The organism is uncultured Maribacter sp. (genome assembly GCF_963974015.1).
Taxonomy (GTDB): domain Bacteria; phylum Bacteroidota; class Bacteroidia; order Flavobacteriales; family Flavobacteriaceae; genus Maribacter.
Genome location: NZ_CAXBBZ010000008.1, coordinates 12,963 through 27,514 on the forward strand (window position 1 = coordinate 12,963; position 14,552 = coordinate 27,514).

The window sequence follows — 14,552 nt, forward strand, 5'->3', positions numbered from 1 at the left end:
ACTAAATATTATCATCATAATTGTTTTCTGTTAATAATAGAATATATTCATTATACTTTTTATAGATTATGTGACTTTAATTTATAGGGTTTATTTAGATACATGGGCTCTTGATAATAAACTACAAGATTAAGGTTTTACATGGTTGTAACTCTGACTTATTAATAAAATAGCCATGCTGCATTTAAAATTAGCTACAGATCCACGTTGGGTTACTATTGTTGAAAAAAACATAGAAGAAATACTAACGGATCATGCATGGTGTGAACAAAAGGCTGCTACCAATGCGATTACTATTATTACACTTAATTCTGAATACCCCGATTTGGTGACGGATTTGCTTCTTTTAGCTCAAGAAGAATTGGTACACTTTCAAATGGTTCATGATATTATTAAAAAGCGTGGTTACACTTTAGGTAGAGAGCGCAGAGACAGCTACGTTAACGAGCTTTACAAGTTTATGAGCAAAGGTGGCAACAGGCTGCAATCGATGGTAGATAGGCTCTTATTTTCTGCTATGATCGAGGCAAGAAGCTGCGAACGTTTTAAGCTACTTTCAAAAGAAATTAAAGACCCAGAGCTTTCTAAATTTTACAATGATTTAATGATTAGCGAAGCGGGGCATTATACAACCTTTATTGGTTTTGCTCGTAAATACGGTCAACATATAGATGTAGAAAAACGCTGGCAAGAATTGGTGGAATTTGAGGCTGAAGTGATTAAAAATTATGGGAAAGAAGTAACCATACACGGTTGAAAATAAAGTGCTTTTATAATCCGTAAGTTTATAACGATTATGCATTCCTTAAAGAATTTAGTATTGTTATTTGATAGTTATTATTTAATTGGTAACTGAATAGGTTCGGTTGGCTAATCGGGCAGGTAAGGTTAGGAAAGGAAATATGCAAATTTTAATTGAATACTAGAATTTTTTTCCTAGCCAAATCTGTACATATTATCATCAAAATCATAAAGTATGAAATTGTCCTATATCTTTTTAATTACAGTTTTTCTTATTTTTTCATCTTGCCAAACTAAAAAAGAGGAAGATTCTAAAACAGAACAAAAACAAATACCAAATATCGTATTCATTCTAGCAGATGATTTCGGCTTAGAGGATATGAGCTTTGTGGGTAGTCCATATTATGAAACGCCGAATATTGATAAGTTAGCCTCTAGAAGTATGGTATTTACCCAGGGCTATGCAGGAAGTAGGGTATGTAGTCCTTCTAGAGCAACTATTATGACCGGTAAATTTACGGCCCGTCATGGTATTACTAATTGGATTGGAGAGAAGGTTGGAGAAGATTGGCGTACTATGGGAAGGCATGATAAATTATTGCCTGCAGATTATGTACATAATTTATCAAAGGAAGACATTACGCTTGCAGAGGCACTTAAAGATAATGGGTACACAACTTTCTTTGCGGGCAAATGGCATTTAGGTGATGAAGGTTCTTATCCAGAGGATCATGGGTTTCAATTCAACAAAGGAGGATGGGATAAAGGTAGTCCAATGGGGGGCTATTATTCTCCGTTTAATAATCCAAAATTAGAAGACAAGTACGATGGCGAAAATCTTTCTATGCGCCTGTCAAAAGAAACTAATGATTTTATAACAACTCATAAGGATACTCCTTTTTTTGCATTTTTATCTTTTTATGCAGTTCACGGACCCATAGAGACCACGCAAGAAAAATGGAATAAGTATCGGCAAAAAGCCATAGTTAACGGTATTGCCAATGATGGATTTACCATGGAAAAGAAATTACCAATTCGAGTTACACAAGATAACCCTGTATATGCAGGATTGGTTGAAACTATGGATGATGCCATAGGGTTGGTATTAGATAACCTTGAAAATCTTGGATTGGATAAAAATACAATTATCATATTTACATCGGATAATGGTGGTGTTTCTTCAGGCGATGCCTTTTCGACTTCCAACTTACCTTACAGAGGTGGAAAAGGATATCATTGGGAAGGTGGTATTCGTGAACCTTACCTAATTTATGTTCCCAACCAAACATCCAATGGTAAAACAAGTGAATATCCTGTAACTGGCGCAGATTTTTATCCAACAATTTTAGACTATGCGAATATTGAATTAAAGCCTGGGCAACACCAAGATGGAATCAGTTTAAAATCTTTGATAAATGAAGGAACGCAACTACCGGAACGACCTTTATTTTGGCATTACCCACATTATGGAAATCAAGGCGGAGATCCTTCCTCGGTTATTAGGAAAGGAGATTGGAAATTGATTCATTATTATGAAGAAGATATGAATGAATTATATAATTTGATAACAGACCCATATGAAAGCCAAAATCTGGTAGATAGTAATTCTGAATTAACGGAAATTCTATATCTAGAATTGAAGAACTGGCTTATGGAAGTTGGAGCTCAATACCCAGAAAAGGATGAAAAATTTAATGCTGAAAAACGCAAGGAGTACGATAATAAAATAAAAAACGGACTTTTGCCTAAACTGGAAAAAGAACGATTAAAATTTTTAGAAAAAGATTACGAACCCAATAAAAATTGGTGGGGTAGTAAAACTACCAAAGATTAGTTCTTTGTATTGGAACCAATTATTAGAGCTATACATTTACCATACTTATATAAAGATATGAAGCGAATATGTTTGCATTTTAGATTTTTCGTAACTCCTATACTACTGATACTTTTAGTTATGGTAATAGGTTGTAAAAAAACAGATAAAAAGGAAGGGGCATCATTAGAAATGAAAAGACCAAATATCATTATAATCTACGCGGATGATTTAGGCTATGGTGATTTGAGTTCCTACGGTGCTACTGAAATTAGCACTCCAAATATGGATAAACTGGTAAATGAAGGAATAAAGTTTACTAATGGATATGCATCGTCTGCTACTTGCACTCCAAGCAGATATGCTCTTCTAACAGGTGTCTATCCTTGGAGGAACAAAAATGCTAAAATCCTTCCGGGTACTGCCCCGTTATTAATAGACACGACCCAGATGACGGTAGCTAAATTATTAAAGCAAAATGGCTACAAAACAGGTATTGTTGGTAAGTGGCATTTAGGCCTAGGTAATGGTCAAGTAGATTGGAACGGTCATATAACACCCGGCCCTAATGAAGTAGGATTTGACTACAGCTATATTATGGCTGCTACACAGGATCGTGTACCCACAGTATATATTCAGAATGGGAGAGTTGAGAATCTTGATCCCAATGACTCAATTGAAGTTAATTATGATGAAAATTATGATGGACAACCAACTGGTAAGGACAGTCCTGAACTTTTAAGGATGAATTGGCATCATGGGCATAACAATACAATTGTAAATGGTATTCCCCGTATAGGTTTTATGAAAGGTGGAGATTCAGCCAAATGGATAGATGAGGAAATGGCGCCACAATTTTTAGAAAAGGCCAAAAATTTTGTAACCACCAATAAAGACCAGCCCTTCTTTTTATATTATGCTTTACAACAGCCTCATGTGCCACGAACGCCAGCACCAGAGTTTTTCGGGAAGTCTGGAATGGGGCCAAGAGGTGACGTAATTTTAGAAGCGGATTGGTGTATTGGTCAACTTTATGCTACGTTAGAGGAACAAGGTCTTCTAAAAAATACACTAATCATTTTTACAAGTGATAATGGTCCGGTATTAAATGACGGATACTACGATGATGCCGTAGAGAAAATTGGAAATCACACACCATCGGGACCTTTAAGAGGTGGTAAATACAGTCTTTTTGAAGCTGGGACAAGGGTGCCTTTTGCTACCTACTGGAAGGGAACTATAACGCCAAAGATTAGTGAAGCATTAGTTTCACAATTAGATTTTTTAAGTTCTATAGCATCATTAGTAGGTGATGATTATAAGGGTGAGGACAGTGAAAATTTCATGGATGTCTTTTTAGGCAAAAAGAATATCGGTAGGGAAAATCTAATGCTGGAAGCTACCTCAAGAACGGCATTACGCTCTAATGATTGGATGTTTATTCCGCCATATAAAGGCGCTCCTATAGCCGAACAGGTTAATATAGAATTGGGGAATAGTTTAAATTACCAACTTTATAATCTTTCCGATGATATTGGGCAAACTACAAATCTTGCCAATACAGAACCTGAAAAATTACTTGAGATGATTAAAATTTATAAAACCATAAGAGGAACTGTGAATTCTAATACAGAAACTTTAGAATTGAAATAATTGTTGAGTGGAAAGTTGGATGCTTTTTAGTAAAGATTAATTTGACGTACCCATAGACCAAAGGATTTATAAATTTAAAAATCCATTTATATTCTATCTTTTATTAGGTTTAAGTAGTAAGCGTTATTTTGTAATTTGCTACTTCCCGATACAGTATTTTCTTTTCCCCGTATTCATAGGGGTAGGGGCGTTCGAGGTGGAAAATAGGTGAACACTTTTGCTTTCTTTTGGTAGGATAATGATTTCCATCATTATTTGATATTGTTTTGAGTACGCTGTTTCGATGCTATAATATCCTTTACAGAACGTTTGCTAACTCCACTAGTCCAGCCTTTTTCAATTTCTTCTCTTAGTTTTTGAAGTGCCTTTTTTTCAGTATTTGCAGCTTTTCTATCTTCCATTGTTTTAGAATCTATTGCAGTATAATATCGCTATCAATATTTAATTTTTGATGTAAAGCTTTAGCAACATTCAAGGTGATTTCCCTTTTTCCGTTCAAATAATCGCTAATTCTTGAGGCACTTGTATTTAATAGTGCAGCCAAATCTTTTCGCTTTAGCCCCATTTCAAACATACGTAGCTCAATCATTTCCTGTAAGGTTGGTAAACCGATGGGAAAATGGATTTCTTCGTACTGTTCGATGATGTCGCTTACCTCCAAAAGTTCTATCATTTGCGGAGAATCTTCAGGAGTATCATTGCTTACCACTTTAAGAAGTTCTTCTAACCGAAGATTGGCTTTAACGTATGCTGTATGAGTTGCTGTTTTCATAATATTATAATGTATCGATATTTTTAATTCTATTGTAATCTTTATGGTTTCCTACCCACCTTATATAAACCCTGCCTACTTGGAAAAGGACTATGGCCACGATTCTATAATGGTTTCCTTTTATATTAAATACAAATCTGTCATTGCCGACACTATCGGCTGAATTGAAAGTGTTTCTTAAATCCCCAAAATTTTCCCATTCTGCTTTCTTAGTTGTTTTATACCAATCTCGCAAAGCAGTCTGCGCATTGGTTTCTTTCGAAAAATACTCACTTAATTTTTTAAATGATATGACGTGCACTTGACGGATGGTGTTTATTAGAACGTAAAGATAATTAAAAAATAACATATATGGTAATATGTTTCCATAAAATGGAATAATTTGATCTTGGACCCTCCCAAATCTTACCCAAAAACTTTGCGCGTGGATCCTGTCCGGTTTTTGTAGTGTTCCGGCAGATAAGCGTTAAGCAAAAACCGGATAGGGCGCATCTTACTTTTTGCTTTTGGGTTCGCGCCATTCTTGATAAAGCTCGCTTGCCTTTGGGCTGGCCTCAAAGAATGCTCTAAAATGTGCAACTGCTTTTTCTTCTCCCTGCCCATAAGCTGTTTGCTCTAGATTTGAGATTTGGGAAACTTTATAAACAGAGAAGCCCAGAACTAAAATGATGCAAACCAATAGCCCCCAGAATAGCTTAATCGCCCATTTCGGAAATGTAATGGATTTTTTAATGTAGTAGACCACATTTGCCATTAGCTTATGTTGGTCTTCAATGGCTTTCTTTTGATGGTCATTATATCGTTTTAAAATAAAGTCGATATCCGAGGTATCTGTTTGTACTTTATAGGTCATTAAAAAGGTTTTCAATTCTTCCATTCGATTGACCGAGTTTTCGAAGCCTTTGATTTCTTCCGTCAGTAATTCTGCTATTTCATCTAACTTTGCCATAATCTTAAATTTCCATTCCCAAACCAATTGTTTTCTTAAAACCTATTTTAATAACCCTTTTAGCAATTGTGGCTGCGATGTTCGGCGATATCCCAACAGTCTTGCCTAACAATTCTAAGCTATTATCCTTCACTATCTTTTGGGAAGCGATTTTAGCAAAATCAATGTGTTCAGCGATTCTTCCCATGGACATGGAGCGGTGTACTTCACTTCCCTTTAGATTTTGACCTTTGTATGCAATGCGAAAGCCTTGCAACTGATTTGCTTTGTTGATGCTTGGAATAACTTCAATATCTTTTTGTTTCATGTACCGTATATACTGGTCAAAATCTTTGGGTTTCATTTCGGTTAGAACCTTTTCGTGAATTTGTCTTAGTTCTTGTCGCACGTTTTGAATTTGATTCAACCTTTCTTGCTGCACCTCCCGAACTGTTGTCAATCCCATTTGCTGTGCCACTTTTTCTGCGGCTTGTTGGCTTCTTTTACCTATAAAGTTGTCTTTATAAGCCTTGCCATCAAAACCGATACGGTTCACGTATAAATGAATGTGCAAATGATTTTTATTCCGATGCACAAATGCAATCGCCTGTAGTTCTTGTAGTTTCATTTCCTTTACGAACCGTTGTGTGATTTCTGTAAGTTGTTTGTCCTTCAATTCTTGTCCGTCTTTTATGGTGGGACTCAGCACAAAACTCATAGTGTTCTTTTTACATCTTTGGTTCTGTGATTGAATTATTTTAAACTCTTCGGTAATCTCTTTAGGATTGTCGCCCGCCAGATGTTCTCGATAAACTACTTTGGCCTCCTTTTCCTCATCCCAACCATAACCCATAGAAGCACCTGTATGCGATATGGATTTTCCCATTCCTATCATTTCTTAAAATTGTAAAGATGTTTCCGTATTTCATTAGCCAACTGTACCACCTCTTCTGATAATTTTGGATTCCGTTTTTTGTACATATTTCCAATACGTTTAAAATTGACCTGATACTGAACCAGTAATTTGTAAACATTGATTTGTTCATCGGAAAACCGTTCAACAATCCTATGGCCAAAAGCGGCACGACGACAATATTCACTTATGGAAAGTCCGCTCTTTTTTGCCTTTATTTTTAAGAGCTTCTTTTCATAAATAGAACATCGAAATTGTATAAACTCCTTTTTCAATTTAGGTTTTAAAATCTTTATTCATCAAAATACTTTTTGCTAAATCACACATCGAAAATTCAATTACCAGTTCCTATCCTTTTGCGACCTTCGGGAGCAAAAGCAAGATTTGTCATGACAATGACACATCTTGAATTCTTACTCAGATGTAATTATCAGTACTGTTTTCATCTTTCTTACTTCTCCCTATCCATAAAAATTTAATCACGTATTTTCATCAAAATATTTAGTTTTGAAGAGTATTACATTATGATTTAGAAAGTCATTTACTAATCTAAACCTGTTTATTTTTAAAGGTGTATTCCAACGCTTCTTTCTCAATTTCAGCTTTTGATTTTCTACGATTTTGCAGCAACCAAATATTCAGTTTTGCCTTTTCAAAAAACAACATTTTACCGTTGGGTTTGGAGTGGGGGATTTCCCTTGCTGCCGTTAACTTATAGAGGTAGCTCCTTGATATACTCGTGTATTCGCAAGCTTCCTCAAATGTGAGTACTTCTTTATTTGCCACCAATAAGCGTTCGATACGGTCGAGCCGTTCTTCTAATTCCAGATAGTCCATTTCTTTCTAATTTTGGATTAAACAAGAGACAAAAGCTTTTGTTCTTATTAATAGAATTCTGGTGCTAAACTAGCATAGGAAGTAAAGGGAAATGTGTGCAATTCATGCAATGCACGCGGAATTAGGAAAAATGCAAGCAAACGAAATTAAAGGCGAGAAAAGATGGTTTTGAGTTCTTCACTTTTTTTAGAAATGGGAGTTCTTGATTTGGCATCTTTTACCGTAGAGTATTTATAAGGTTTACCATCTTCCCTTCGGATAGTGTCCGACCTTTTGAAAAAGTCAATGACACTCATCGTGTTTTTCGGGAAAGCAACTTTAAACAATTCGTAGAATTCTCGACAACTTGGGGCATCAAGTTTGAAATATATTTTAGATTTGTGGGTATACCAATCTTCTTTAAAAACCCTGATAAAATCATCTTTATCCGTTTGCTCGATAATAATCATATCGTAGTTAACCAGTCCACGGTATAGTTCTTTCAATTGGTCGTTTGTGGCTGAGAGGCTAAAGTTGTTCTTCTTTTTTAGTTTCTCCTGAATTTTTGGGATAAAGACTTTTTTAAATCTTTTTGACCAAGTTATCTGGCTCATTGCAATACCACCCATAAACATAAGGCAATTGGCATAAAAGAAAAACCCTCGTAATGGTTCCGAATATTCCAGTATAGCCGAATAACTTGAATGCATCAATAGGAGTCCAATGCCATAAAAAACCAATCTTGGTTTTTCAATGTATTTATCCCATAGTGTAGATTCATTGAACATATAACGAGCAAAGAAACCGACATACGGAATTAGCAATCGCACATAAACATATGCGAAAGATGCCAATAGTAGATATTTAATGAAATCAGGCATACTTCTAAGTTACTATTTTATGAGGGTAATAACATGAATCATAGATATACTGATGGTTTTTTGGGGTAGAAGCGATATTGTAGATGATTAATTATTATCGAGATATTTCATTGCGAGGTATTGAAGACAATTTGAAAAGTCATTGAAGATTCCATTTAGTTTACTACAACTATTTGTGGGTAGGGGGAGGAAAGGTCAAGCGGCCTTTTCGCCGCTTGTGCTTTCGTGCGGCTCTGAGGATGTCTGGGAAAACTGGAACGGAAAGACTTTACTGGCGCACCGGCGTAGAGTGTGCGATAGGAGAGGGTTGGAGAGGAAGGTTTGCCTGACTTCCGCAGGTATGGGTTCATCGACGATATGTTTTTACAAAGCCTGATTTTGTAGCACTAAAAAGCATTGAGCTTATTTTAATAACCATATTTTGACGATTCTAAAATATTCCGATTCTTTCGATTGAGTTAACCAAACTTTCTTTAATGCAGAAAACCGGTCTTTAAATTTTGTACATTTGTGTTACAAATGAAAGAGACTTTTCGCAAAATAGTATCTTCAGCAATGGCACTAATCGTGTTATTATCCACAATGTCATTTTCAGTGGATATGCATTATTGTGGAGATACTATGGTAGATTACTCTTTCTTTCATAAGGCAGAAACTTGTGGAATGGAAAAAGAGCAGGTAGCATCAACTTGTGAAAATCCAGAAATGAAAAAGAAATCTTGTTGTTCAGATGAGCAAATCATCGTTGAAGGACAAGAAGATTTAAAAAATAACTTCACTACACTCACATTTGACCAACAAGTTTTTGTTGCATCATTTGTTTATTCGTACATCAATCTTTTTGAAGCAATTGCATCTAAAGAAGTTTCATATAAAGATTATCCACCGCCGTTTGTCAAACGGGATGTGCAAGTCTTGCACCAGACCTTCTTAATTTGATTTATTAAACATTCGTGATTCGCCCTTCGATAACTATCGACCAGGGCTCAATTTGTTGTATTTGCTTTTCTGTATTTCAGAATTCCAAAACATTCATAAATGTTTAATTATCAAACTATATGCTTAATAAAGCTATCAAATTTCTTATCGAGAACAAGCTCGTTGCAGTTCTAATGTTAGTCCTGTTTGTAGGTTGGGGTATCGTAAATGCACCATTTGGTTGGGATACGGGTTTTCTGCCTTCTAATCCTGTAGCGGTTGACGCTATTCCGGATATTGGCGAGAACCAACAAATCGTATTTACTAAATGGGATGGACGTTCGCCGCAAGATATTGAAGACCAAATTACCTATCCGTTAACAACTTCCTTGTTAGGTATTCCTGGTGTAAAAACTATTCGTAGTTCATCGATGTTTGGCTTTTCTAGTATTTATATCATTTTTGAAGAAGACATCGAATTCTACTGGTCACGAAGTCGTATTCTGGAAAAACTCAATTCACTTCCTGCTAATTTGTTACCCCAAGGGGTGAATCCTGCTTTGGGTCCAGATGCCACGGGATTAGGACAAATATATTGGTACACCTTAGAAGGTCGTGATGAAAAAGGTAATGTCACTGGAGGTTGGGATTTGCAGGAATTACGCAGTATTCAAGATTACTATGTGAAATATGCCTTGTCTGGTGCAAGTGGTGTTTCAGAAGTTGCTTCCATTGGTGGATTTGTTCAAGAATATCAGGTAGATGTTGACCCAGAAAAAATGCGTCAGTACAATATCAATCTTGGCCAAGTTGTACAAGCTGTAAAAGAAAGCAATCAAGATATTGGTGCACAGACGTTGGAAATCAATCAAGCTGAGTATTTGGTACGTGGTTTGGGTTATGTGAAATCTATATCCGATTTGGAAAATGCCGTAGTCTCTTCTGAAAATTTCACGTCGCTACGGATTAAGGATATAGCAAATGTTACACTCGGACCAGCAACGAGACGTGGTATTCTTGACAAAGAAGGTGCCGAAGTGGTTGGCGGTGTGGTTGTAGCTCGTTATGGTGCAAATCCTATGGAAGTCATCAATAATGTAAAAGCGAAGATTGATGAACTTAAAGGTGGACTACCTTCAAAAGTATTGGCTGATGGTCGCACTTCTCAATTGACCGTAGTTCCATTCTATGACCGTACAGAACTTATTGAAGAAACACTAGATACCCTTAACGAAGCATTAACGCTGGAAATCTTGATAACCATTTTGGTCATCATTATAATGGTCTTCAATTTAAGGGCTTCCATCCTAATATCTGGATTATTACCTGTTGCCGTATTAATGGTTTTTATCACAATGAAGCTATTCAATGTTGATGCAAATATTGTTGCACTTTCAGGTATTGCTATTGCTATTGGTACAATGGTAGATGTAGGTGTCATACTAGCCGAAAATATGATACGGCATATGGATGATTCAGAATTACGCTTTAGCGAAAGTGGAAAAGAATACACTTCAAATGAAATTATCTACAATGCTACCGCTGAAGTTTCTGGAGCAATATTAACGGCTGTTTTAACAACGATTATAAGTTTTGTACCTGTATTTACTATGGTCGGTGCTGAGGGAAAACTATTCCGTCCACTAGCTTTTACCAAAACGATGGCACTTTCAGCATCATTGGTTATCGCTTTATTTATAATTCCGCCATTAGCGGCATATCTCTTCAGAAAGAAAAATATAAAATCTTCCTTTAACTATGTACTTCAAATCTCGCTTTTAGTACTGGGAACAATCGCTATGATTTCAGGCTATTGGCTAGGGATTGTCTTAATTGCTTTTGGGATAACCGGACTCTTAAATTTAAGGGACATTCTTGATAAAAAGAAAGTCAACCTAATAAACATCATCATATCATCGACTGCGATTGTTTTCCTACTCGCAGCGTATTGGAGACCGTTAGGTTTCGATAGAAGTGTCTTTATCAACTTAATTTTTGTTGCAGTTATTTGCTTTGGGGTTTTAGGAATATTCTCTGTTCTAAGAAAATACTACGACCAGATTTTAACTTGGGCATTGGCAAACAAACTATTGTTTCTAATCATTCCCGCCACGGTACTGATTTCTGGTGCGTGGATAATGAACAACACAGGAAAGGAATTTATGCCATCGCTAAACGAAGGTTCATTTCTTTTGATGCCTACATCACTTCCACACGCTGGTGTTGAAGAAAATAAAAGAGTGCTACAGCAATTGGATATGGCGGTTGCCACCATTCCAGAAATAGAAACGGTGGTTGGAAAATCCGGTAGAACAGAATCTGCACTCGACCCAGCCCCTTTATCAATGTATGAAAATATGATTCAGTACAAATCTGAATATATGCACAATGCAAATGGAAAAAAGCAACGCTATCAAGTTAATGATGATGGCCTTTTTGTGTTGAAAGATGGTAAGCTTACCATTAACCCAAATTCTGAAATAGACACGAAAAATTTAAATTATGATGCTTCACAACTAAAAGACCCGTTCTACGTTCATCGGGAGCTATTAGTTGAAGATGATGACGGAGAGTTTTTTAGAAATTGGCGACCCGACATTAATAGTCCTGACGATATCTGGAATGAAATTGTAAAAGTAACGAAGCTACCTGGAGTTACGTCCGCACCAAAACTGCAACCTATCGAAACTCGATTAGTGATGCTACAAACGGGTATGCGTGCACCAATGGGAATCAAGGTAAAAGGTCAAGATTTGAAACAAATCGAAGCCTTTGGCTTAGCCCTTGAAACTATTTTAAAGCAAGCGGAAGGTGTTAAAGAGCAAGCCGTATTTGCCGACCGAATAGTGGGTAAACCTTATCTGTTAATTGATATCAAGCGTGAACAATTAGCCCGATATGGGATTTCGATTATGGATGTTCAAGAAATACTTCAAGTAGCTGTGGGCGGTATGCAACTTACCCAAACGGTGGAAGGTCGAGAGCGTTATGGAGTGCGTGTACGCTATCCAAGAGAATTACGAGCCAATCCGGATGACCTGAAAAAGATTTATGTTCCGGTTGAAAAAGGCAGTCCAGTTCCCTTAGGCGAGTTAGTAGAGATACGTTACGAGCAAGGTCCACAAGTGATTAAAAGTGAAGATACATTCCTTATAGGCTATGTACTATTCGATAAACTCGATGGATTTGCCGAAGTAGAGGTGGTTGAAAATACACAGGCTTTAATCAAAGAAAAAATAGATACGGGAGAACTAAGTGTTCCAAAAGGAATCAGCTATCAATTTACGGGTACGTATGAAAATCAGTTACGAGCCGAGAAAACACTTTCGGTTGTTGTGCCTTTGGCTTTAGTTATCATTTTCCTGATACTGTACTTCCAGTTCAAATCGGTTTCAACCTCGCTTATGGTGTTTACAGGAATCACAGTTGCCTTTGCAGGTGGTTTTATTATGATATGGTTATATGGTCAAGATTGGTTCTTCAACTTCAGCTTTTTCGGGGAAAATATGCGAGACCTTTTCAATATGAAAACCATTAATTTGAGTGTCGCTGTTTGGGTTGGGTTCATTGCTCTATTTGGTATTGCTACGGATGATGGCGTTGTAATGGCAACCTACCTCACACAATCTTTTGACCGTGAAAAACCAATCAACAAAAAGGAAATTAGGCTCACAGCTCTGAGTGCAGCAGGTAAAAGAATACGTCCGTGTTTAATGACCACAGTAACCACAATTCTAGCATTGCTACCAGTACTGACATCCACAGGAAAAGGTAGCGATATTATGATACCTATGGCCATCCCAATTTTTGGCGGAATGGTCATCGACGTTACATCCTATTTTATTGTTCCTGTACTATATAGTTGGAGAGAAGAATTTAAACTAAAAAGAGCAAGCAAATGAAAAATATAAAATTGACAATCTGCATTTTGCTTGTATCGGCTTTCGCGAAAGCGCAACAATTGCAATCCTTTATACAGGAAGCTGAAAGTAACAGCCCAGAGATACAAGCCTACAATCTTCGCCATAACATTGCTGAAGAAAAAGTGAACGAAGCTAATTGGCTTCCGAATACCGAATTTAGCGCTGGCTATTTTGTAAGCGAGCCAGAAACTAGAACGGGAGCTCAACGAGCACGTTTTTCAGCAAAACAAATGTTGCCTTGGTTTGGCACCATCACAGCTAGAGAAAACTACGCAAGTTCAATAGCGGATGCCGAATATGTAGAAATCGTTATCGCCAAGAGTAAAGTAGCACTTTCCGTATCTCAATCGTACTACAGCTTATATACAATTAAGGCAAGACAAAAAGTGCTTGACGAGAATATAGAGCTACTAAAAACCTATGAAAAACTAGCATTAACCTCGGTGGAAGTTGGCAAAGCTTCCGCAGTAGATGTGTTGCGATTACAGATTAGACAAAACGAATTGCAGCAACAAAAAGAGGTGCTAGAGGAAACCTATTTGGGAGAGCAAACCGCTTTCAACAAGTTGCTGAATAGAGATGGAAATACTAGTATAACCATTCTCGAAGCATTGATGTTGCCCAGCGAAGACATCTTTTACGATGAAAATAACTTATCGCTTAATCCAGAGTTGCTTAAATATGACAAACTCTATGAATCCATAGCACAATCAGAATTACTGAATCAAGCTGAAAGCAATCCTATGATTGGTTTTGGACTGGATTATTTGCCAGTATCTGACCGTCCCGATATGAATTTTAGTGATAACGGAAAAGATATTCTAATGCCGATGGTTTCGGCCTCAATTCCAATTTTCAATAATAAATACGATTCGAGAAGCAAGCAAAACGAACTTAAACAGTTAGAAATCAATGCTCAAAAAGAAAATCGATTGAATGTTTTAGTGTCCGCTTTCGCGAGAGCGATATCACAACGCAATCAAGCTAGGATTAAATACAAAACACAAGAGAAAAACTTGAAGCAGGCAGACAATGCCGAAGAAATTCTTATCAAAAATTACGAGACGGGAACCATCGATTTTAATGATGTACTTGATATTCAGGAATTACAATTAAAATTTCAGACCAACCAGATTGAGTCAGTCAAAATGTATTACGTGCAATCGGCTATAATCAATTACTTAATCAACTAAT

Annotated in this window: 14 protein-coding genes; 6 read left to right on the top strand and 8 right to left on the bottom strand. The window is 36.6% G+C overall.

The features are described 5' to 3' along the window. Window positions 1–175: 175 nt before the first annotated feature. From AACZ41_RS11850 to AACZ41_RS11860, 3 genes are all read left to right on the top strand, one after another. Complete coding sequence (locus AACZ41_RS11850) at window positions 176–757, top strand: tRNA-(ms[2]io[6]A)-hydroxylase (protein ID WP_339628687.1); 582 nt, start codon at window positions 176–178, stop codon at window positions 755–757. A gap of 219 nt (window positions 758–976) precedes the next feature. Beyond that, window positions 977–2,575: a sulfatase gene (locus AACZ41_RS11855; RefSeq protein ID WP_339628689.1), complete on the top strand. Its 1,599-nt coding sequence runs from the start codon at window positions 977–979 to the stop codon at window positions 2,573–2,575. A 120-nt stretch (window positions 2,576–2,695) separates the two neighbouring features. Further along, window positions 2,696–4,207: an arylsulfatase gene (locus AACZ41_RS11860; RefSeq protein WP_339628789.1), complete on the top strand. Its 1,512-nt coding sequence runs from the start codon at window positions 2,696–2,698 to the stop codon at window positions 4,205–4,207. Between the two features lie 251 nt (window positions 4,208–4,458). Here AACZ41_RS11860 and AACZ41_RS11865 read toward each other — a convergent pair whose 3' ends face one another. From AACZ41_RS11865 to AACZ41_RS11900, 8 genes are all read right to left on the bottom strand, one after another. Continuing rightward, a complete protein-coding gene (locus AACZ41_RS11865) occupies window positions 4,459–4,608 on the bottom strand; it encodes a hypothetical protein (protein WP_339628690.1) in 150 nt (49 codons plus the stop codon). Window positions 4,609–4,619: 11 nt separating this feature from the next. Then, window positions 4,620–4,979, bottom strand: coding sequence for a helix-turn-helix domain-containing protein (locus AACZ41_RS11870; RefSeq protein ID WP_339628692.1), 360 nt, complete (start codon window positions 4,977–4,979; stop codon window positions 4,620–4,622). Window positions 4,980–4,983: 4 nt separating this feature from the next. After that, the gene (locus AACZ41_RS11875) at window positions 4,984–5,280 is read right to left on the bottom strand and encodes a type II toxin-antitoxin system HigB family toxin (RefSeq protein ID WP_339628693.1); all 297 of its coding nucleotides are present in this window, start codon (window positions 5,278–5,280) and stop codon (window positions 4,984–4,986) included. Between the two features lie 192 nt (window positions 5,281–5,472). Further along, the gene (locus AACZ41_RS11880) at window positions 5,473–5,928 is read right to left on the bottom strand and encodes a DUF6730 family protein (protein WP_339628694.1); all 456 of its coding nucleotides are present in this window, start codon (window positions 5,926–5,928) and stop codon (window positions 5,473–5,475) included. A gap of 4 nt (window positions 5,929–5,932) precedes the next feature. Then, window positions 5,933–6,793 carry a relaxase/mobilization nuclease domain-containing protein gene (locus AACZ41_RS11885; protein ID WP_339628695.1) on the bottom strand — a complete coding sequence of 287 codons (861 nt, stop codon included), beginning with the start codon at window positions 6,791–6,793 and terminating at the stop codon, window positions 5,933–5,935. Between the two features lie 5 nt (window positions 6,794–6,798). Continuing rightward, the gene (gene mbpA / locus AACZ41_RS11890; RefSeq protein WP_339628697.1) at window positions 6,799–7,095 is read right to left on the bottom strand and encodes a mobilization protein MbpA; all 297 of its coding nucleotides are present in this window, start codon (window positions 7,093–7,095) and stop codon (window positions 6,799–6,801) included. A gap of 274 nt (window positions 7,096–7,369) precedes the next feature. Beyond that, window positions 7,370–7,657, bottom strand: coding sequence for a helix-turn-helix domain-containing protein (locus AACZ41_RS11895; RefSeq protein ID WP_339628698.1), 288 nt, complete (start codon window positions 7,655–7,657; stop codon window positions 7,370–7,372). Between the two features lie 146 nt (window positions 7,658–7,803). Further along, window positions 7,804–8,517 carry a hypothetical protein gene (locus tag AACZ41_RS11900; protein ID WP_339628699.1) on the bottom strand — a complete coding sequence of 238 codons (714 nt, stop codon included), beginning with the start codon at window positions 8,515–8,517 and terminating at the stop codon, window positions 7,804–7,806. A 519-nt stretch (window positions 8,518–9,036) separates the two neighbouring features. On the opposite strand from AACZ41_RS11900, the gene AACZ41_RS11905 reads away from it, so the two are divergent. The 3 genes from AACZ41_RS11905 to AACZ41_RS11915 all read left to right on the top strand — a co-directional run bounded on the left by AACZ41_RS11905 (window position 9,037) and on the right by AACZ41_RS11915 (window position 14,551). Continuing rightward, window positions 9,037–9,456: a hypothetical protein gene (locus AACZ41_RS11905; protein WP_339628700.1), complete on the top strand. Its 420-nt coding sequence runs from the start codon at window positions 9,037–9,039 to the stop codon at window positions 9,454–9,456. Between the two features lie 119 nt (window positions 9,457–9,575). Next, on the top strand, window positions 9,576–13,337 hold the full coding sequence (locus tag AACZ41_RS11910; protein ID WP_339628701.1) for an efflux RND transporter permease subunit: 3,762 nt from the start codon (window positions 9,576–9,578) through the stop codon (window positions 13,335–13,337). Then, complete coding sequence (locus AACZ41_RS11915) at window positions 13,334–14,551, top strand: TolC family protein (RefSeq protein WP_339628702.1); 1,218 nt, start codon at window positions 13,334–13,336, stop codon at window positions 14,549–14,551. Before AACZ41_RS11910 ends, AACZ41_RS11915 begins: the two co-directional genes overlap by 4 nt. Window position 14,552 lies beyond the last annotated feature (1 nt).